This window comes from Pseudophaeobacter sp. (genome assembly GCF_039971195.1).
In the GTDB taxonomy this organism is placed as follows: domain Bacteria; phylum Pseudomonadota; class Alphaproteobacteria; order Rhodobacterales; family Rhodobacteraceae; genus Pseudophaeobacter.
This window is the reverse complement of the sequence record NZ_JBDWPJ010000103.1, coordinates 1-15,449: the sequence shown is the minus strand read 5'-3', so window position 1 is coordinate 15,449 and position 15,449 is coordinate 1. Positions and strand designations below refer to the sequence as shown.

28 protein-coding genes are annotated in these 15,449 nt (G+C 55.3%); 27 read left to right on the top strand and 1 reads right to left on the bottom strand.

Annotated features, from left to right (window positions below):
- Nucleotides 1-488: 488 nt before the first annotated feature.
- The 12 genes from ABJP42_RS09150 (at nucleotide 489) to rplP (ending at nucleotide 7,769) form a co-directional block, all read left to right on the top strand.
- A complete protein-coding gene (locus ABJP42_RS09150) occupies nucleotides 489-998 on the top strand; it encodes a hypothetical protein (protein ID WP_490363206.1) in 510 nt (169 codons plus the stop codon).
- Nucleotides 999-1,209: 211 nt separating this feature from the next.
- Complete coding sequence (locus ABJP42_RS09145) at nucleotides 1,210-1,710, top strand: hypothetical protein (RefSeq protein ID WP_348340004.1); 501 nt, start codon at nucleotides 1,210-1,212, stop codon at nucleotides 1,708-1,710.
- A gap of 222 nt (nucleotides 1,711-1,932) precedes the next feature.
- A complete protein-coding gene (rpsJ, locus tag ABJP42_RS09140) occupies nucleotides 1,933-2,247 on the top strand; it encodes a 30S ribosomal protein S10 (protein WP_121068457.1) in 315 nt (104 codons plus the stop codon).
- An 18-nt stretch (nucleotides 2,248-2,265) separates the two neighbouring features.
- A complete protein-coding gene (gene rplC, locus ABJP42_RS09135) occupies nucleotides 2,266-2,976 on the top strand; it encodes a 50S ribosomal protein L3 (protein WP_122072000.1) in 711 nt (236 codons plus the stop codon).
- Nucleotides 2,973-3,590 (top strand): 50S ribosomal protein L4, encoded by a 618-nt coding sequence (gene rplD, locus ABJP42_RS09130; protein WP_009810815.1) that lies wholly within the window; start codon nucleotides 2,973-2,975, stop codon nucleotides 3,588-3,590. The genes rplC and rplD overlap by 4 nt, the downstream gene beginning before the upstream one ends.
- Nucleotides 3,587-3,883, top strand: coding sequence for a 50S ribosomal protein L23 (locus ABJP42_RS09125; RefSeq protein ID WP_009810816.1), 297 nt, complete (start codon nucleotides 3,587-3,589; stop codon nucleotides 3,881-3,883). The genes rplD and ABJP42_RS09125 overlap by 4 nt, the downstream gene beginning before the upstream one ends.
- A 282-nt stretch (nucleotides 3,884-4,165) precedes the next feature.
- The gene (locus tag ABJP42_RS09120; RefSeq protein ID WP_348340003.1) at nucleotides 4,166-4,774 is read left to right on the top strand and encodes a hypothetical protein; all 609 of its coding nucleotides are present in this window, start codon (nucleotides 4,166-4,168) and stop codon (nucleotides 4,772-4,774) included.
- A 351-nt stretch (nucleotides 4,775-5,125) separates the two neighbouring features.
- Nucleotides 5,126-5,968: a 50S ribosomal protein L2 gene (rplB, locus tag ABJP42_RS09115; protein WP_348340002.1), complete on the top strand. Its 843-nt coding sequence runs from the start codon at nucleotides 5,126-5,128 to the stop codon at nucleotides 5,966-5,968.
- 3 nt (nucleotides 5,969-5,971) lie between these two features.
- Nucleotides 5,972-6,250, top strand: coding sequence for a 30S ribosomal protein S19 (gene rpsS, locus ABJP42_RS09110; RefSeq protein ID WP_122071995.1), 279 nt, complete (start codon nucleotides 5,972-5,974; stop codon nucleotides 6,248-6,250).
- 3 nt (nucleotides 6,251-6,253) lie between these two features.
- Nucleotides 6,254-6,634 carry a 50S ribosomal protein L22 gene (rplV, locus tag ABJP42_RS09105; protein WP_348340001.1) on the top strand — a complete coding sequence of 127 codons (381 nt, stop codon included), beginning with the start codon at nucleotides 6,254-6,256 and terminating at the stop codon, nucleotides 6,632-6,634.
- Nucleotides 6,634-7,344 (top strand): 30S ribosomal protein S3, encoded by a 711-nt coding sequence (gene rpsC / locus ABJP42_RS09100; RefSeq protein WP_348340000.1) that lies wholly within the window; start codon nucleotides 6,634-6,636, stop codon nucleotides 7,342-7,344. The genes rplV and rpsC overlap by 1 nt, the downstream gene beginning before the upstream one ends.
- 11 nt (nucleotides 7,345-7,355) lie before the next feature.
- Nucleotides 7,356-7,769, top strand: coding sequence for a 50S ribosomal protein L16 (gene rplP / locus ABJP42_RS09095; protein ID WP_008207541.1), 414 nt, complete (start codon nucleotides 7,356-7,358; stop codon nucleotides 7,767-7,769).
- Between the two features lie 70 nt (nucleotides 7,770-7,839).
- Here the strand turns inward: rplP and ABJP42_RS09090 are convergent, their stop codons facing one another.
- Nucleotides 7,840-8,577: a DUF2711 family protein gene (locus ABJP42_RS09090; protein WP_348339999.1), complete on the bottom strand. Its 738-nt coding sequence runs from the start codon at nucleotides 8,575-8,577 to the stop codon at nucleotides 7,840-7,842.
- Nucleotides 8,578-8,667: 90 nt separating this feature from the next.
- Between ABJP42_RS09090 and ABJP42_RS09085 the strand changes: the two genes are divergently transcribed.
- The 15 genes from ABJP42_RS09085 (at nucleotide 8,668) to ABJP42_RS09015 (ending at nucleotide 15,361) form a co-directional block, all read left to right on the top strand.
- Nucleotides 8,668-9,288, top strand: coding sequence for a 2OG-Fe(II) oxygenase family protein (locus tag ABJP42_RS09085; protein WP_348340006.1), 621 nt, complete (start codon nucleotides 8,668-8,670; stop codon nucleotides 9,286-9,288).
- A 56-nt stretch (nucleotides 9,289-9,344) separates the two neighbouring features.
- Nucleotides 9,345-9,665 carry a hypothetical protein gene (locus ABJP42_RS09080; protein ID WP_348339998.1) on the top strand — a complete coding sequence of 107 codons (321 nt, stop codon included), beginning with the start codon at nucleotides 9,345-9,347 and terminating at the stop codon, nucleotides 9,663-9,665.
- Between the two features lie 154 nt (nucleotides 9,666-9,819).
- On the top strand, nucleotides 9,820-10,167 hold the full coding sequence (locus ABJP42_RS09075; protein ID WP_348339997.1) for a hypothetical protein: 348 nt from the start codon (nucleotides 9,820-9,822) through the stop codon (nucleotides 10,165-10,167).
- Between the two features lie 235 nt (nucleotides 10,168-10,402).
- The gene (rpmC, locus tag ABJP42_RS09070; protein WP_009810825.1) at nucleotides 10,403-10,606 is read left to right on the top strand and encodes a 50S ribosomal protein L29; all 204 of its coding nucleotides are present in this window, start codon (nucleotides 10,403-10,405) and stop codon (nucleotides 10,604-10,606) included.
- A gap of 12 nt (nucleotides 10,607-10,618) precedes the next feature.
- Nucleotides 10,619-10,849, top strand: a complete 231-nt coding sequence (gene rpsQ / locus ABJP42_RS09065) for a 30S ribosomal protein S17 (RefSeq protein WP_009810826.1) — start codon at nucleotides 10,619-10,621, stop codon at nucleotides 10,847-10,849.
- A 97-nt stretch (nucleotides 10,850-10,946) separates the two neighbouring features.
- Nucleotides 10,947-11,315: a 50S ribosomal protein L14 gene (rplN, locus tag ABJP42_RS09060; protein WP_009810828.1), complete on the top strand. Its 369-nt coding sequence runs from the start codon at nucleotides 10,947-10,949 to the stop codon at nucleotides 11,313-11,315.
- A gap of 2 nt (nucleotides 11,316-11,317) precedes the next feature.
- Nucleotides 11,318-11,623 carry a 50S ribosomal protein L24 gene (rplX, locus tag ABJP42_RS09055; protein ID WP_348339996.1) on the top strand — a complete coding sequence of 102 codons (306 nt, stop codon included), beginning with the start codon at nucleotides 11,318-11,320 and terminating at the stop codon, nucleotides 11,621-11,623.
- Complete coding sequence (rplE, locus tag ABJP42_RS09050; RefSeq protein ID WP_348339995.1) at nucleotides 11,623-12,186, top strand: 50S ribosomal protein L5; 564 nt, start codon at nucleotides 11,623-11,625, stop codon at nucleotides 12,184-12,186. The genes rplX and rplE overlap by 1 nt, the downstream gene beginning before the upstream one ends.
- A 22-nt stretch (nucleotides 12,187-12,208) precedes the next feature.
- Nucleotides 12,209-12,514 (top strand): 30S ribosomal protein S14, encoded by a 306-nt coding sequence (rpsN, locus tag ABJP42_RS09045; RefSeq protein ID WP_054463230.1) that lies wholly within the window; start codon nucleotides 12,209-12,211, stop codon nucleotides 12,512-12,514.
- A 13-nt stretch (nucleotides 12,515-12,527) separates the two neighbouring features.
- A complete protein-coding gene (rpsH, locus tag ABJP42_RS09040) occupies nucleotides 12,528-12,920 on the top strand; it encodes a 30S ribosomal protein S8 (protein ID WP_348339994.1) in 393 nt (130 codons plus the stop codon).
- Nucleotides 12,921-12,933: 13 nt separating this feature from the next.
- The gene (gene rplF / locus ABJP42_RS09035; protein ID WP_348339993.1) at nucleotides 12,934-13,467 is read left to right on the top strand and encodes a 50S ribosomal protein L6; all 534 of its coding nucleotides are present in this window, start codon (nucleotides 12,934-12,936) and stop codon (nucleotides 13,465-13,467) included.
- Between the two features lie 11 nt (nucleotides 13,468-13,478).
- Complete coding sequence (gene rplR, locus ABJP42_RS09030; RefSeq protein WP_058335703.1) at nucleotides 13,479-13,838, top strand: 50S ribosomal protein L18; 360 nt, start codon at nucleotides 13,479-13,481, stop codon at nucleotides 13,836-13,838.
- A 113-nt stretch (nucleotides 13,839-13,951) separates the two neighbouring features.
- Nucleotides 13,952-14,521 (top strand): 30S ribosomal protein S5, encoded by a 570-nt coding sequence (gene rpsE, locus ABJP42_RS09025; protein ID WP_009810835.1) that lies wholly within the window; start codon nucleotides 13,952-13,954, stop codon nucleotides 14,519-14,521.
- Between the two features lie 12 nt (nucleotides 14,522-14,533).
- Nucleotides 14,534-14,722, top strand: a complete 189-nt coding sequence (gene rpmD, locus ABJP42_RS09020; protein ID WP_054463225.1) for a 50S ribosomal protein L30 — start codon at nucleotides 14,534-14,536, stop codon at nucleotides 14,720-14,722.
- Between the two features lie 219 nt (nucleotides 14,723-14,941).
- Nucleotides 14,942-15,361: an MAPEG family protein gene (locus ABJP42_RS09015; RefSeq protein WP_348339992.1), complete on the top strand. Its 420-nt coding sequence runs from the start codon at nucleotides 14,942-14,944 to the stop codon at nucleotides 15,359-15,361.
- Nucleotides 15,362-15,449: the final 88 nt, after the last annotated feature.

The window sequence follows — 15,449 nt, the reverse complement described above, 5'->3', positions numbered from 1 at the left end:
CTGAGTTCTTGCGGGCGACCAGGGAAACAAGCACCCAAACTCGCCGCGAGGCACCCTGCCCGACATTCACCTTTGCACAAATATTCCGGGGTGAATTGGGGCAGAGCAGAGCGAAGCCCCAAAAGGGGCAGCGCCCCTATTTGGTACTGGGACATTAGCGCACCAAGAGCGGGCTCATTCTTCTTCCTCGGCGCGGAAGCAATTGCCTTGGGCTTTCACGATTGTTGCCGAGAAAACAAGCACTTAGACAGCGCTGGTCTCAAATGGAGATTTGCCTTTTAGGGCAGGAAAGGCGGGGTTAATCACACGTAAGTTGTGGCGAACAGCTGCCATTATTTTTTAGGTGAGTTGATTGCTCAGCTTGATCACAACCAAACTTTGGAGAAAATACCTTGTCTAACAAGTCTACAGGCGCTTTGGCCCTTATTATTGCCTGCCTGGCCTCTGCCGCCTCGGCAGAAAACTATTTTGGCTTTTCTGTTGAAGCAATGTCTGCGGAATCAAAAACCGGAGGAAGCGTTGCCAATCGAACCTCGGACGCGGTGGTTCCAGGTATCTCAGTTATTCTGGGGCGCACCTATGACGCCGGAAACTTCTTCTGGGGTTTTGAAGGCAGTGCTACCATCAATTTTCAAAAAGCCTTTGAGAATAGCGGCACCCCTTGCTCCACCTCTGCCAATGGTCCCTACATGTGCGAACAGACAGCAGCGCTCCGGGTTTACGGGGTTATCGGCAAGGAGTTTGATGGCTTCGATCTCTACGGTAAGCTGGGGTACGGCGCGGCCTTTGGGGACTTTGCGACAAACACCAACACTCAAGACAGTGGTTCGATTCAAGGGGCTACAGTGGCTATAGGCGCTGCTCGTGATATCGAAAAACTTGGCAAGATTTTTGCTGAAGTGATCTATGACGATTTTGGCTCGACCAGTCAGCCCGGAGGTTTTGACAGCGACTACGCATCCGTGGGTCTGCGCTTTGGTTTCGTGAAGCCCTTCTGATTTTCAAAACAGAGGTCGGCTCCCAGCGATTTGGGGCAAATCCTATAACACTCAGCCTTGCTGGGTGATCAACAAGAAGGCCGCCCCAGAGGCGGCCTCTTCTGTGTCCAGCGGGGCACGAATTTCGCAATTCTTCCCCAATAGGTTGCGCCCCTGGCGTCTTGCCCGGCACATTCCTTGGGTATTGAGTGAGATAAATTTGGATCGCAAAATGAAGATATTTTTGGTTACCTTGGCTGCCGTTTTTTCGATTGGGTCTGCGGCAAGCTCTTGTTCATTTGATGGCGCATGGCCCTTTCTACCAGATGTGGAGGGCTGGCAACCCTTCGATGGCCAAGATGAATATCTGGGGGATATTCCGGCTCCTAAAGTCGTTCTGCGCGAACTTCGCAGAGGAAGGGAAGCACCGGGTGTCTCTTGTGGAGATGCCGGTACGCTGCGGTTGTTGGTTTCATTGCCTGGAAACGCGCAGTACAAGATCACAGATCTTGGCGTTTATTTCCGCGTGATCGAAGGCCAAAATGAGCTCGGGATATTTCCGGACCGCCCTCTTGTTGGGGAGGTACGTCGGCGCGGGTTTGAATTGCAGCTGCCTTGGCTCGACGGCCATCCTTCTGATCAGATTCCCATCGAGATGTCGGTGGAAGTGTTTTTTGTCAGTAAAGCTCTGCAGATAGGCCGACCCAGTGTGATCAAGATCGTTGCCGATTGAGTGCTGATGCGCGGGCGCAATGGGCTGCGCTTTTCACGAGCCCTCCTCAGGTAACTGTTTCGCGCGCGAAACGTCTTGCCAGCTTGGTCTATCAGGCGTATAGGGCGCTAGTTCGCTACGTGCGAATGAAGGCGGGGTGATTCCCGCCTTTTGGGTTCGATGAGGGTAAGCGGTGGTCGCTGCCCCTCCTCTCAACCTTCACGCCTAGATAAAGGCTGACTAATGCAAAGCCAAAATATCCGTATTCGGCTCAAGGCATTTGACTATCGTGTACTGGACGCCAGCACACAAGAGATCGTCAACACTGCCAAGCGGACCGGCGCGACTGTTCGCGGCCCGATCCCACTGCCAAACAAGATCGAGAAATTCACCGTTCTTCGTGGTCCCCACGTTGACAAGAAATCTCGTGACCAGTTCGAGATCCGTACGCACAAGCGTCTGCTCGACATCGTTGATCCGACCCCCCAGACCGTGGACGCGCTGATGAAGCTCGACCTCGCCGCTGGTGTGGACGTCGAGATCAAACTGCAATCTTAAGAACGGAGGGTATAAATAATGCGCTCTGGTATTATTGCAAAAAAAGTCGGCATGACACGTTTGTTCATGGAAGATGGTCAGCAGATCCCTGTGACCGTTCTTCACCTGGACGGGCTGCAGGTTGTGTCTCAGCGTACCGATGACAAAGACGGCTACACAGCTGTTCAGCTCGGTGCGGGTTCCGCAAAGGTTAAGCGCGTCTCCAAGGCGATGCGTGGTCACTTCGCGGCCTCCAAGGTAGAGCCCAAGCGTAAGCTCGTGGAATTCCGCGTGCCTGCTGATGCTCTCATCGAAGTTGGTGCCGAAATCTCGGCCGAGCACTTCCTGGAAGGTCAAAAAGTTGACGTGACCGGCACATCGATCGGTAAGGGTTTTGCCGGTGCGATGAAGCGCTGGAACTTTGGTGGTCTGCGCGCGACACACGGTGTTTCGATTTCGCACCGTTCGCACGGTTCCACCGGCCAGTGTCAGGATCCCGGTAAGGTTTTCAAAGGCAAGAAGATGGCTGGTCACATGGGTGCTGCCCGCGTAACCACTCAGAACCTGGAAGTCGTCAAAACTGACGCCGACCGTGGTCTGGTCTTCATCAAAGGCGCCGTACCTGGTCCAAAGTCTGGCTGGGTCACCGTCAAGGATGCCGTGAAGAAGAAAGCTCCTGAAGGTCTTCCCTTCCCAGCTGGTATCAAAGCCGCTGCGAGCGAAGCCCCTGCGGAAGGTGGTGAAGCATGAAACTTGATGTGATGAATCTCGACGGCAGCAAAGCTGGCGACATCGAGCTGAACGCTGACCTCTTTGGTCTGGAGCCACGTGCAGACATTCTGCACCGTGTGGTCCGCTGGCAGCGTAACAACGCACAGGCCGGTACCCACAAGGTAAAGACCCGTTCGGAAGTCAAATACTCGACCAAGAAGATCTATCGTCAGAAAGGCACCGGCGGCGCACGCCACGGCGCACGTTCTGCTCCGATCTTCCGCGGTGGTGGTATCTACAAAGGCCCCGTTGTGCGTTCGCACGGCCACGAGCTGACCAAAAAGTTCCGCAAGCTGGGTCTGCGTCACGCACTCTCCGCAAAGGCAAAAGCCGGCGAACTGGTGGTGATCTCTGACGCTGCTGCCGAAGGCAAAACCGGTGCTCTGGCCAAACAGGTTGCAAACCTGGGCTGGAAGCGCGCGCTGGTCATCGACGGTGCCGAAGTAAACGAAGGCTTCCTGAAAGCCTCGCGCAACATTGAAGGTCTGGATATCCTGCCAACAATGGGTGCGAACGTTTACGACATCCTGAAGCGTGACACCCTGGTTATCACCAAGGCTGGTCTCGAAGCACTGGAGGCTCGTTTGAAATGAACGCTAAAGCAGAACACTACGATGTGATCCGCAAGCCGATCATCACCGAGAAAACCACCATGGCATCCGAAAACGGTGCGGTTGTTTTTGAAGTTGCGATCGACAGCAACAAACCCCAGATCAAAGAAGCTGTTGAAAGCCTCTTTGGTGTGAAAGTGAAGGCGGTCAACACCACCATCACCAAGGGTAAGCAAAAGCGGTTCCGCGGCCAGATTGGCCGTCGCAAAGACGTGAAAAAGGCCTATGTGACGCTCGAAGAGGGCAACACAATCGACGTGTCCACCGGACTCTGAGACTTAGGTTCTTTTGAAAGTTAGAAAGGCCCTCGCGCAAGCGGGGGCCTTTTCTTGTTTGGGTTCCGGTTTGAGTGAAGGCGGCTAGGAGGATATGCCGCCCGGCCAAATCAGCTGTGACCCGGAAAGGATGACTGGGGAGGGTATGGTATTGCACTCTGTGGGGAGCAGTTTGGGTCTGGCATGCTTGGGGCACATGAGTTGCGTTACGGGCAAAGGCGATATCAAGCCATTCTTCTTTTCCCTTACATGCGGGTCTTGCAAACAAGCTAGGAGACCGCGATGGGTAAGATGCGACGCAAACGGCTTTCATTGACCGCTAGACAGGTATGGCTTGCTTGCTTGGTGCTTGGCATGTCGCTGTCTGCCTGTGTGCCGATTCCAATCGCGCGACGGGGCTATGTACCGAACAAGGCAGACACGGCCATCGCGCGCGGTGAAGGGGATGGGTGCTCCTTTAATGCGACTTCGCAGAAAGGCTTACACAGGGTTGGGAACGTCGAAGTCAGCAGTTATCTGTATACGCAGGACTTTGAGGGCGTGTCTCCTCGGGCCACCTTGAGGGTCGGGGTGACAGAACGGTTTGAGGGCACCAGGTTTGAGAGGGCAGCGGTGAATGCTTCCGGCATCACACTCCAAGAAGGGGGGCGTGTTCTTCGAGGCCGACTGAAAGACACCAAAACACATACATGGGGGAGTGGTGCTGAGAAGGCCAATTATACTTCCTTTGAGGTTGCTTTTCCGTCACCTTCCGGTCTTGGCGAAAATGTCCGCATCGTTTTTTCGCCTAATGCGGTGCGTCTTGGTGGTAGAACCATTCCGCTAAAGCCCATTCGGTTTGAACTGGATGAAAAACCGTTGATCTACATGTTCCCCTGTATCCCGACCTGATCGGTGTATAAAAGTTTCTGGCCACGGTCCAAGCACATCTGAATCGAAAAGGGCTCCGGCACCGGGAACGCTGGTGAGCATATGCGTTATCGAGAAAGCGCGCCGTTGTGGCGGCTTCCCCATTGCCACCCACACCCAACCCTGCTACATCCGCCCAATCCTACTGGCCTCAGATTCGTTCTGGGGCCGTTATCTTTGTGGGAAACACATGAGCTGGGGACCTTCGGGGCCCTAAAGACTGGCCACCTTAGTAGTCATTGTCCCGATGGGACAGGCGGACGGGGGGCTTACACATAGCGGGTCCAAAGACAACAACCTAAGGATCCGCACGCTAAACGGAAGACAGAAAGCATGGCACTTAAGTCGTATAAGCCGACGACGCCGGGCCAGCGTGGGCTGGTTCTGATCGACCGTTCGGAGCTTTGGAAAGGGCGTCCGGTTAAATCTCTCACTGAGGGTTTGACCAAATCGGGCGGCCGGAACAACACCGGACGGATCACTTCACGCCGCCGCGGCGGTGGCGCAAAGCGTCTCTACCGGATCGTTGACTTCAAACGGAACAAATTTGATGTTGCGGCAACCGTTGAACGGATCGAGTATGACCCGAACCGGACCGCATTCATCGCGCTGATCAAATACGAAGATGGCGAGCAGGCCTATATCCTGGCCCCTCAGCGTCTGGCGGTTGGTGACAAGGTTATTGCCTCGGCAAAAGCTGACATCAAACCCGGTAACGCAATGCCTTTCTCGGGCATGCCAATCGGTACCATCATCCACAACATCGAGATGAAGCCAGGCAAAGGCGGCCAGATCGCCCGTGCAGCTGGCACATACGCTCAGTTTGTTGGTCGCGATGGTGGCTACGCTCAGATCCGCCTGTCCTCGGGCGAGCTGCGCATGGTACGTCAGGAATGCATGGCCACCGTTGGTGCCGTGTCGAACCCAGACAACTCGAACCAGAACTACGGTAAAGCTGGCCGTATGCGTCACAAGGGCAAGCGTCCTTCGGTTCGTGGTGTTGTTATGAACCCGATCGATCACCCACATGGTGGTGGTGAAGGTCGTACCTCTGGTGGTCGTCACCCGGTAACCCCATGGGGTAAGCCGACCAAAGGTAAGCGCACCCGTAACAAAAACAAAGCGTCGCAAAAGCTGATCATCCGCTCGCGTCACGCCAAGAAGAAGGGGCGTTAATTTATGTCTCGCTCTGTATGGAAAGGTCCCTTTGTCGACAGCTACGTGCTTAAGAAAGCCGAAGCTGCGCGCGAGTCGGGCCGCAATGATGTCATCAAGATTTGGTCTCGTCGTTCCACCATTCTGCCCCAGTTCGTGGGTCTGACATTTGGTGTGTACAACGGTCACAAACACATTCCTGTCAACGTCTCGGAAGACATGATTGGTCAGAAGTTTGGTGAGTATTCGCCAACTCGTACCTATTATGGCCACGCCGCAGACAAAAAAGCGAAGCGGAAGTAAGTCATGGGCAAGGCACAAAACCCCCGCCGCGTGGCTGACAACGAAGCAATGGCGAAAACTCGCATGCTGCGTACCTCCCCGCAAAAGCTGAACCTGGTTGCGCAAATGATCCGCGGCAAGAAAGTTGACAAGGCTCTGACCGACCTGACTTTCTCCAACAAGCGTGTCGCGCAGGACGTGAAGAAATGCCTTCAGTCCGCGATTGCCAATGCTGAAAACAACCACAACCTGGACGTCGACGAGCTGATCGTTGCCGAAGCCTGGGTCGGTAAGAACATGACCCTCAAGCGTGGCCGTCCACGGGCGCGTGGTCGTTTCGGCAAGATCTTGAAACCGTTCGCTGAGATCACCATCAAGGTGCGTCAAGTTGAGGAGCAAGCCTAATGGGACATAAAGTCAATCCGGTTGGCATGCGCCTGCAGATCAACCGCACCTGGGACAGCCGCTGGTACGCCGACACCAAAGATTTTGGTGATCTGCTGCTGGAAGACATCAAGCTGCGCGATTTCATCAAGGATGAGTGCAAGCAGGCCGGCATCGCCCGTGTGATCATCGAACGCCCGCACAAGAAATGCCGTGTGACAATCCACACTGCACGTCCTGGCGTGATCATCGGCAAAAAAGGCGCTGACATCGAAGTGCTTCGCAAGAAGCTGGCCTCGATGACAGACTCGGAATTGCACCTCAATATCGTTGAAGTTCGCAAGCCCGAGCTGGACGCGCAGCTGGTTGGTGAGGGCATTGCCCAGCAGCTGGAACGTCGTGTATCCTTCCGTCGCGCGATGAAGCGTGCCGTACAGTCTGCCATGCGCATGGGCGCCCTGGGTATCCGGGTGAACGTTGCTGGCCGTCTGGGTGGTGCTGAAATCGCCCGTACCGAATGGTACCGCGAAGGTCGTGTGCCTCTGCACACTCTGCGCGCCGACATCGATTACGCTCACAACGAAGCCATGACACCTTACGGTATCATCGGGATCAAAACCTGGATCTTCAAAGGCGAGATCATGGAACACGATCCTCAGGCGCGTGACCGTAAAGCACAGGAACTCCAGGACGGCCCTGCACCTCGTGGTGCTGGTGGCGGTCGTCGCTAAGGAGAGAATAGATGCTTCAACCAAAGCGTACAAAATTCCGCAAGATGCACAAAGGCCGGATCAAGGGCGAAGCCAAAGGCGGCTCTGATCTGAACTTTGGCACCTACGGCCTCAAGGCAACCACACCTGAGCGCGTCACCGCGCGTCAGATCGAAGCTGCCCGTCGTGCCATGACCCGTCACATGAAACGTCAGGGTCGTGTCTGGATCCGTATCTTCCCAGATACTCCAGTGACCTCCAAGCCCGTCGAAGTTCGTATGGGTAAGGGTAAAGGTTCCGTGGATTATTGGGCCTGCAAGGTCAAACCTGGCCGCGTGATGTTCGAAATCGACGGCGTCAATGACGACATCGCCCGTGAGGCCCTGCGCCTTGCTGCGATGAAACTGCCGGTGAAAACCCGCGTGGTGGTCCGCGAAGACTGGTAAGCCCGGTTATCGGAAAAATCAAAAGCCCCCGCTGAGCAATCGGCGGGGGTTTTCTTTTTTGGTGGGATGGTCAGCTGTCCTTGGCCAGTTCATTTCCTGAGAAATCGCCAATGCCCCAAAAATCATTGGTGCGGGCATCGGCGTAGAAGCCTTCGAAATAGTCGTGCGGCTTGGCCTGTTTCAGGCTCTCATCGCTCTGGCAGATCAGAAAGTAATGATAATCAATGTAGATCGCGCAATAGAGCGATTTGTCCTCCGCCCAGAGCTCTACACATCCGTGCTCAGATTGTCTGTCCAAGAGGGTCGCGACCTGTAATTCCTCTCGAAAAGAGCCAAAATGGCCTGCACTGATCAGGCTGTCGTGACCTGCAGACTGTGCAAAGGCCCCCATGGCAAGTTCCAAAAGGGGAGAAGAGCAGCCTTCATCCGGTGGATAGATACTCTGAGCAGCGCAGATCCCTAGCATGTGGTCTGTTTCATACTGGCTGGCATATCTGGTGGATAAACGCTTTGAGCCGGTCAGCCCCAGGGCGCGGTTGACCTGATGGATTGAGGCAAAGCCGCAGAGCTTCGCAATCTCTTGCCAACTGACGCCACAGGAGGGCCCCAATTTCAGCGCGTCCTGAATGGCACTGTCTGGCACCGGATCACCATTTTTGAATGGTGGGTGACCGGGGAGCCTGAGGAATGGATTCAAAGCGATAAAGACAGAGGAAAACCTGCCAGCGAAATGATCCAGATAGGCTGTTTCATCCTCCCTTGGGTAGCTGAACGGAGGGCGGTAAATTGGGGTGCTTGCTTCTGTCATTCCGTAATCCTAGGTGGAGGCCCCTTGCGGTGCAACTTCCTGGGCGAAGCCGGATTGGTTCTGCCGCCGCGCTGCGGTAAAGGTGATGCCATGGCCCAGATCGAATCCCTCTTTGTGACCCGCTTGTACCGCGCTGCCCTGTCCGAATGTGGACCGGCAATTGATGCGCAGGAAATGGAAACCTCTTGCATTGTCATCGCCGAAGATGACGAGGCCGGACAGGACTGGTGCGAGGAGAACGGCTATCCCGGCTATACCTCCTATGCCTCGCTGACGGACCTGCCCTGGCGCTTTCCGGTCTTCGCCGATCTAGTGAAATCGCTGGACGAACATGTGGCCAATTTTGCCAAGGATCTGGAGTTTGATCTCGATGGCCGCAAGCTGGTGCTCGAGGATCTCTGGATCAATATCCTGCCCGAAGGCGGCATGCATTCCTCTCATCTGCATCCCCACTCAGTCATCTCCGGCACCACCTATGTGGCGATGCCCGAAGGGGCTTCGGCGCTGAAACTGGAAGATCCGCGTTCTGGCCGGATGATGGCCGCCCCAACCCGCACCAAAGAGGCGCGGCGCGAGCTGCAGCCCTTTATCTACATGAAGCCTGCCGTGGGGGATGTGCTCTTGTGGGAAAGCTGGCTGCGCCATGAGGTGCCGATGAACATGGCCGAGGATGAGCGTATTTCCGTCAGCTTCAATTATCGCTGGGAGTAGGCTGTCAGCATTTGGCCTGACTGTGAATGCCCCTTCACCTAGAGGAGACACAGGGTATGGAGCTTCTTCTTCTCGTGCCCCTTGTCTTGGGGTGCCTCGGGGCCTTGGTGCTAATTTCCTACGCTATGATGAACTATTTTGGACTTCTGGTGTGGTTCTTTAAGTGGGGTATGATTGTTCAGTTGAGCGCATTGGTTGTGTGTCTTCCTGTCGTTGCGATTTTGGCTGTTCTGGAACTTGAGCTGGGCCTGAGCCGAAGCATTTCAGAGCCGATATTTACGGGGGTGTTTTTTGTTGCTTGCGTTTTGGCGGGACTGAATATCTACAGCAGAAAAAGGCAGGAGCGCCGTGCTGAGAGGGCGCGTAAAGACGCGTGATCAATCGAACTTTACGTTGCGCTGCGCTGCTTGGTTGTTTTGGCCTGATTGAGGGGTTGAAAGGGCGAGCGCCTGTAAAAGGTTGTCAATTAGGGGTTGCGTGGCTAGGAACTCCAGTAAGTACTGTGTTTGAAAACGAAAATGGAATACTACGATGAAGTATAAGCTAATCGCGCTCGCTGCGGCTGCTGCGCTTGTTTCCGCCTGCAATCCCGATCCACAAGCAGCCCATGATCGCCGCCAGGTTCTGATGGCTAAGGTGTTCCCAAACCCTTCGGACCGAAAGGGCCTGCATCTGGCTTTTCCAGTGTCCTCAAGTCTGGAGGTTATCTACTTCCCTGGGCAGGTTCGCCAGTCTACTGTTGATCGACGTGTTGCCGGGTATTGCGCGCGTATCGGGCATCCTGAAGCCAAGATACAGCGGGCGCCAGAGGCGAGCAGTTCTACACTGGCTAATGGAGTGCAGGTCGCTTCCGTTACTGTTTGGTATGACTGCGACTAACCGTTTTCGGAGTTTGAAGGTGCAGCGAGTGGCAAGATGCGGGGGCGCCAAACCTTTCCCTTGCCCCCACCCCCTATCTCCCTTATAGGAGCACATCGCTTGTGCTAAATCCGCCTTGGATTTGGCCTCTGTGATTCTTTTCTGCACTTCTTCGAGTGCGGGTTTTACATAACCCACCAGATAACAAGGTGACCCTCACGGGGCCTTCTGGTGCTTTGGACAAGGAACAAAGGCGATGAACGCCAATGATCTGCGTGACAAGACCGTGGATGAACTCCGCGATGTGCTTGCCAACATGAAAAAAGAGAGCTTCAATCTCCGTTTTCAACAAGCTACCGGTCAGCTGGAAAACACTGCAGGCATCAAAGCGGCTCGCCGCAATGCTGCCCGCGTGAAAACCATCCTGAACGAAAAAGCTGCAGCCGCAGCTGCAGAATAAGGAGCCTGACAGATGCCCAAACGTATTCTCACAGGCACCGTGACCAGCGACGCCAACGCCCAGACCGTAACAGTTTCGGTTGAACGCCGCTTCACGCACCCTGTTCTGAAAAAGACCATTCGTAAGTCCAAGAAGTATCGGGCGCACGATGAACAGAACGCTTTCAAGGTCGGCGACCAAGTCCGCATCATCGAATGCGCGCCGAAATCGAAAACGAAACGCTGGGAAGTTCTGACCGCTTAAGAGGCCGAAAGGTCCCATAAGCGGCAAACTGACCAGTTTGTCGAAACCCTGGGGGATTACAGCACGCATCGCTGCCCCATAGGTCGGGAGAAACCACATGATCCAGATGCAAACAAACCTGGATGTTGCTGACAACTCCGGCGCTCGCCGAGTTCAGTGCATCAAGGTTCTGGGTGGTTCCAAGCGTAAATACGCATCCGTCGGCGACATCATTGTCGTCTCGGTTAAGGAAGCCATCCCCCGCGGTCGCGTTAAGAAAGGTGATGTCCGTAAGGCCGTCGTCGTTCGCACCGCCAAAGAAGTCCGTCGTGCCGACGGTACTGCGATCCGTTTTGATCGCAATGCTGCCGTCATCCTGAACACCAACAACGAGCCCGTAGGTACACGTATCTTTGGACCAGTTGTTCGTGAGCTGCGCGCCAAGAACTTCATGAAAATCATCTCGCTTGCTCCGGAGGTGCTGTAACAATGGCTGCTAAACTCCGCAAAGGCGACAAGGTTGTCATGCTTGCAGGCAAGGACAAGGGCAAAGAAGGCACCATTGCCTCCGTTGACCCCCAGGCCGGCAAAGCGATCGTTGATGGGCTGAACATGGCGATCCGCCACACCCGTCAGTCGCAGAACGAACAGGGCGGACGTCTGCCCAAGGCACTGCCGGTCGATCTGTCGAACCTGGCTCTGCTCGACTCCAATGGCAAAGCAACCCGCGTTGGCTTCCGTGAGGAAGACGGCAAGAAAGTGCGCTTCGCCAAAACGACTGGGGAGACTGTCTGATGCTTGATAACGCAACCTACACTCCACGTCTGAAAACTCTCTACAAGGAAACCATCTGTGGTTCCCTGAAAGAAGAGTTCGGCTACAAGAACGACATGCAGCTGCCCAAGCTGGAAAAAATCGTTCTGAACATCGGCTGCGGCCGGGCTGCTGTTCGTGACAGCAAAAAAGCCAAATCCGCTCAAGCCGATCTTTCCACCATCGCTGGCCAGAAAGCTCTGACCACTATTGCAAAGAATTCCATTGCTGGCTTCCGTGTTCGTGAAGGCATGCCAATGGGTGCAAAAGTGACTTTGCGCGGCGACCGGATGTTCGAATTCCTCGACCGTCTGATCACCATCGCGATGCCCCGTATCCGTGACTTCCGCGGCGTATCGGGCACGTCTTTTGATGGCCGTGGCAACTACGCCATGGGTCTGAAAGAGCATCTCGTGTTTCCAGAAATCGATTTTGATAAAATCGACGAAAACTGGGGCATGGATATCGTGATTGCCACAACCGCGAAAACCGACGCCGAAGCGAAGGCACTGTTGAAAGCTTTCAACATGCCCTTCAATAGCTGAGCGCGGGAAGGATAGTAGAGACATGGCTAAGAAAAGCATGATCGAACGCGAGAAAAAGCGCGAGCGTCTGGTGGCAAAATATGCCGCAAAACGCGCCGAGCTGAAAGAAATCGCGAATGACGAATCCAAGTCGATGGAAGAGCGTTTCAAAGCGCGCCTGACATTGGCCAAACTGCCGCGGAATTCTTCGGCAACTCGTCTTCACAATCGTTGCCAGCTGACTGGTCGTCCTCACGCTTACTACCGTAAGCTGAAGGTCAGCCGGATCGCGCTGCGGGAACTGGGCTCGAATGGCCAGATCCCCGGTATGGTGAAATCGAGCTGGTAAGGGAGAGACAGATATGAACGATCCTATCGGCGATATGCTCACCCGTATCCGTAACTCGCAAATGCGTGGCAAATCCACCGTAAGCTCCCCAGCGTCAAAGCTGCGGGCTTGGGTTCTGGACGTGCTGGCAGACGAGGGTTACATCCGCGGCTACGAGAAATCCACTGATGAACGCGGCCATCCGGCGCTGGAAATCAGTCTCAAGTACTACGATGGCGATCCTGTCATTCGCGAAGTGAAGCGGGTTTCCAAGCCTGGCCGTCGCGTTTACATGGGCGTCAATGACATCCCGTCGGTCCGTCAGGGCCTGGGTGTGTCGATTGTCTCCACCCCCATGGGTGTGATGTCGGACGCAAAAGCACGCGCAGCCAATGTTGGCGGCGAAGTGCTCTGCACCGTCTTCTAAGGAGGCCTCATCGATGTCCCGTATTGGTAAAAAAGCAGTCGAACTGCCCAGCGGTGTTACCGCAGCAGTTTCCGGCCAAAGCATCGAAGTCAAAGGTCCCAAAGGGACCCGCAGCTTCACTGCAACCGACGATGTCACACTTACTGTTGAAGACAACGCTGTAAAAGTCACGCCTCGCGGCATGTCCAAGCGCGCCCGTCAGCAGTGGGGCATGTCCCGCACCATGGTGGCCAATTTGGTCGCCGGCGTGACCACCGGCTTTAAGAAAGAGCTGGAGATCCAGGGTGTGGGTTACCGGGCTCAGATGCAGGGGAATACCCTGAAGCTGAACCTCGGTTACAGCCACGATGTCGAGTTTGTCGCTCCGGAAGGTGTCACCATCACCGCGCCGAAGCAGACAGAAATCGTTGTGGAAGGGAACGACCAGCAGCAGGTGGGCGAAGTCGCGGCGAAGATCCGTGATTGGCGCCGTCCCGAGCCCTACAAGGGCAAAGGCATCCGCTACAAAGGTGAGTTCGTCTTCCGCAAAGAAGGCAAGAAGAAGTAAGGACCAGCACAATGGCAAACAGCAAACGTACCCTGTTTCTGAAGCGTCGCCTGCGCGTCCGGAACAAACTTCGCAAGGTCAACGCTGGCCGTCTGCGTCTTTCCGTCCACCGTTCGAACAAGAACCTCTCGGTTCAGCTGATCGACGATCTGGCAGGCAAGACACTGGCATCCGCATCGACCCTGGAAAAAGATCTTGGCTTTGTAGGCAAGAACAACATCGAAGCAGCAACCAAAGTGGGTTCGGTTATCGCCGAGCGTGCCAAGGCTGCTGGCGTCTCCGAGGCGTATTTCGATCGTGGCGGCTTCCTGTTCCACGGCAAGGTGAAGGCTCTGGCCGACGCTGCGCGTGAAGGCGGCCTCAAGATCTAAAGACCTGCGGGCGGCGTTTTCGCCGCCCCGATGATCCGGGGGGCACGTTTTCGGGCGTGCCTCACCAGGATTGGAACAAATGGCGCCAGTCGCCACACACAAAGGAATGCTTTATGGCAGAACGTGAAAACCGCCGGGGCAACCGTCGCGACCGCGATGAGACACCTGAATTTGCGGATCGTTTGGTTGCGATCAACCGTGTATCCAAAACTGTAAAAGGCGGTAAGCGCTTTGGTTTTGCAGCACTGGTTGTTGTTGGTGACCAAAAGGGCCGTGTCGGCTTTGGCAAAGGTAAAGCCAAAGAAGTACCTGAGGCTATCCGCAAGGCCACTGAACAGGCCAAGCGTCAGATGGTTCGTGTACCTCTGAAAGAGGGTCGCACCCTGCACCACGACATGAACGGTCGCCACGGCGCCGGCAAGGTTGTGATGCGGACCGCTCCTGAAGGTACCGGTATTATTGCTGGTGGTCCTATGCGTGCAGTTTTCGAGATGCTCGGCGTCAAAGACGTTGTCTCGAAGTCGATCGGCTCGCAGAACCCCTACAACATGATCCGCGCAACCATCGATGGCCTGACAAAAGAGCAGAGCCCCCGTTCGGTTGCTCAGCGTCGTGGTAAAAAGGTTGCCGACATCCTGCCCAAGCGGGACGAAGCACCTGCTGCTGAAGCAGCTGAAGCGTAAGGAAACGGACAGATGGCTAAAACAATCGTTGTTAAGCAGATCGGTTCCCCGATCCGCCGCCCCGCCGACCAGCGCGCGACGCTGATCGGTCTGGGTCTGAACAAGATGCACAAAACCCGTGAACTCGAAGATACCCCTTCGGTTCGTGGCATGGTTCGCAAGATCTCTCACATGGTGGAGATCATCGAAGAGCGCGACTAAGCCCTTTTCGAGTGACCTAAATGAAGGCGCCTGCGGGAAACCGGGGGCGCCTTTTTTGTGGCCTGGCGCGGGCAGGGCAGATAGTTGCGGACGGTCTGTGAGGACGGGGAATGCCCATCTGGCCTTCCATCAAATCACCGCAAAGTCGTTGACAGCACCGGGCGTGGTGAGGCCACGGTGATAGAGTTTTGTTCCCTGTTCCGACCTGTGAGGTGCCTTATGACTGCTGTTGCGTCAGACTATTCCGTCGCCCTGATCGCCCTTTTGCTCTTTGTCTTGTTGGTTCTGTTCCAATCGGCCCTGGTTGGTGCGGCCAAGGCCGAGGCGAAGCTGCCACCGGGCAGTGAGCCCCTGGCTGATTACGGCAACCCGGTCTATCGGCTCAACCGGTCGCATCAAAACGGGGTGGAAATCATGCCCGCCGCCGGTATTGCACTGGCCGCAGGTATCTTTGCCGAGATTTCTCCTGGGGTCGCCAATTGGAGCATGGTGGTCTTTTTGATCAGCCAGGTGATGTATGTGGTGGTCTACGCCAAGCAGCTCGGCAAAAAAGTGCAGGGTCTGCGGACCTTCGTTTTTGTCACCGGCTGGGCCATGGTGGTGCTGGTCTGTGTTCTGGCCACGGGGCGGCTCTTGTAACCAAAGCCCTGAGCACAACTCCCTATGACCTGAGCGCATAGCGGGTTGACCATCGGCGGTGGTTGTTTGTGACAAAATGAATCCTTTA

Bases quoted from the DNA above. Each gene is read 5' to 3' on its own strand.
- ABJP42_RS09120 (WP_348340003.1), top strand. From the start codon at position 4,166: ATGGGTAAGATGCGACGCAAACGGCTTTCATTGACCGCTAGACAGGTA.
- rpsS (WP_122071995.1), top strand. From the start codon at position 5,972: ATGTCTCGCTCTGTATGGAAAGGTCCCTTTGTCGACAGCTACGTGCTT.
- rpsE (WP_009810835.1), top strand. From the start codon at position 13,952: ATGGCAGAACGTGAAAACCGCCGGGGCAACCGTCGCGACCGCGATGAG.
- rplB (WP_348340002.1), top strand. From the start codon at position 5,126: ATGGCACTTAAGTCGTATAAGCCGACGACGCCGGGCCAGCGTGGGCTG.
- rpmD (WP_054463225.1), top strand. From the start codon at position 14,534: ATGGCTAAAACAATCGTTGTTAAGCAGATCGGTTCCCCGATCCGCCGC.
- rplD (WP_009810815.1), top strand. From the start codon at position 2,973: ATGAAACTTGATGTGATGAATCTCGACGGCAGCAAAGCTGGCGACATC.
- rpsC (WP_348340000.1), top strand. From the start codon at position 6,634: ATGGGACATAAAGTCAATCCGGTTGGCATGCGCCTGCAGATCAACCGC.
- rplX (WP_348339996.1), top strand. From the start codon at position 11,318: ATGGCTGCTAAACTCCGCAAAGGCGACAAGGTTGTCATGCTTGCAGGC.
- rpsJ (WP_121068457.1), top strand. From the start codon at position 1,933: ATGCAAAGCCAAAATATCCGTATTCGGCTCAAGGCATTTGACTATCGT.
- rpsN (WP_054463230.1), top strand. From the start codon at position 12,209: ATGGCTAAGAAAAGCATGATCGAACGCGAGAAAAAGCGCGAGCGTCTG.
- rplV (WP_348340001.1), top strand. From the start codon at position 6,254: ATGGGCAAGGCACAAAACCCCCGCCGCGTGGCTGACAACGAAGCAATG.
- ABJP42_RS09015 (WP_348339992.1), top strand. From the start codon at position 14,942: ATGACTGCTGTTGCGTCAGACTATTCCGTCGCCCTGATCGCCCTTTTG.
- ABJP42_RS09145 (WP_348340004.1), top strand. From the start codon at position 1,210: ATGAAGATATTTTTGGTTACCTTGGCTGCCGTTTTTTCGATTGGGTCT.
- ABJP42_RS09085 (WP_348340006.1), top strand. From the start codon at position 8,668: ATGGCCCAGATCGAATCCCTCTTTGTGACCCGCTTGTACCGCGCTGCC.
- ABJP42_RS09080 (WP_348339998.1), top strand. From the start codon at position 9,345: ATGGAGCTTCTTCTTCTCGTGCCCCTTGTCTTGGGGTGCCTCGGGGCC.
- rpsQ (WP_009810826.1), top strand. From the start codon at position 10,619: ATGCCCAAACGTATTCTCACAGGCACCGTGACCAGCGACGCCAACGCC.
- rplP (WP_008207541.1), top strand. From the start codon at position 7,356: ATGCTTCAACCAAAGCGTACAAAATTCCGCAAGATGCACAAAGGCCGG.
- rplE (WP_348339995.1), top strand. From the start codon at position 11,623: ATGCTTGATAACGCAACCTACACTCCACGTCTGAAAACTCTCTACAAG.
- ABJP42_RS09075 (WP_348339997.1), top strand. From the start codon at position 9,820: ATGAAGTATAAGCTAATCGCGCTCGCTGCGGCTGCTGCGCTTGTTTCC.
- ABJP42_RS09125 (WP_009810816.1), top strand. From the start codon at position 3,587: ATGAACGCTAAAGCAGAACACTACGATGTGATCCGCAAGCCGATCATC.
- ABJP42_RS09090 (WP_348339999.1), bottom strand. From the start codon at position 8,577: ATGACAGAAGCAAGCACCCCAATTTACCGCCCTCCGTTCAGCTACCCA.
- rpsH (WP_348339994.1), top strand. From the start codon at position 12,528: ATGAACGATCCTATCGGCGATATGCTCACCCGTATCCGTAACTCGCAA.
- ABJP42_RS09150 (WP_490363206.1), top strand. From the start codon at position 489: ATGTCTGCGGAATCAAAAACCGGAGGAAGCGTTGCCAATCGAACCTCG.
- rpmC (WP_009810825.1), top strand. From the start codon at position 10,403: ATGAACGCCAATGATCTGCGTGACAAGACCGTGGATGAACTCCGCGAT.
- rplF (WP_348339993.1), top strand. From the start codon at position 12,934: ATGTCCCGTATTGGTAAAAAAGCAGTCGAACTGCCCAGCGGTGTTACC.
- rplR (WP_058335703.1), top strand. From the start codon at position 13,479: ATGGCAAACAGCAAACGTACCCTGTTTCTGAAGCGTCGCCTGCGCGTC.
- rplN (WP_009810828.1), top strand. From the start codon at position 10,947: ATGATCCAGATGCAAACAAACCTGGATGTTGCTGACAACTCCGGCGCT.
- rplC (WP_122072000.1), top strand. From the start codon at position 2,266: ATGCGCTCTGGTATTATTGCAAAAAAAGTCGGCATGACACGTTTGTTC.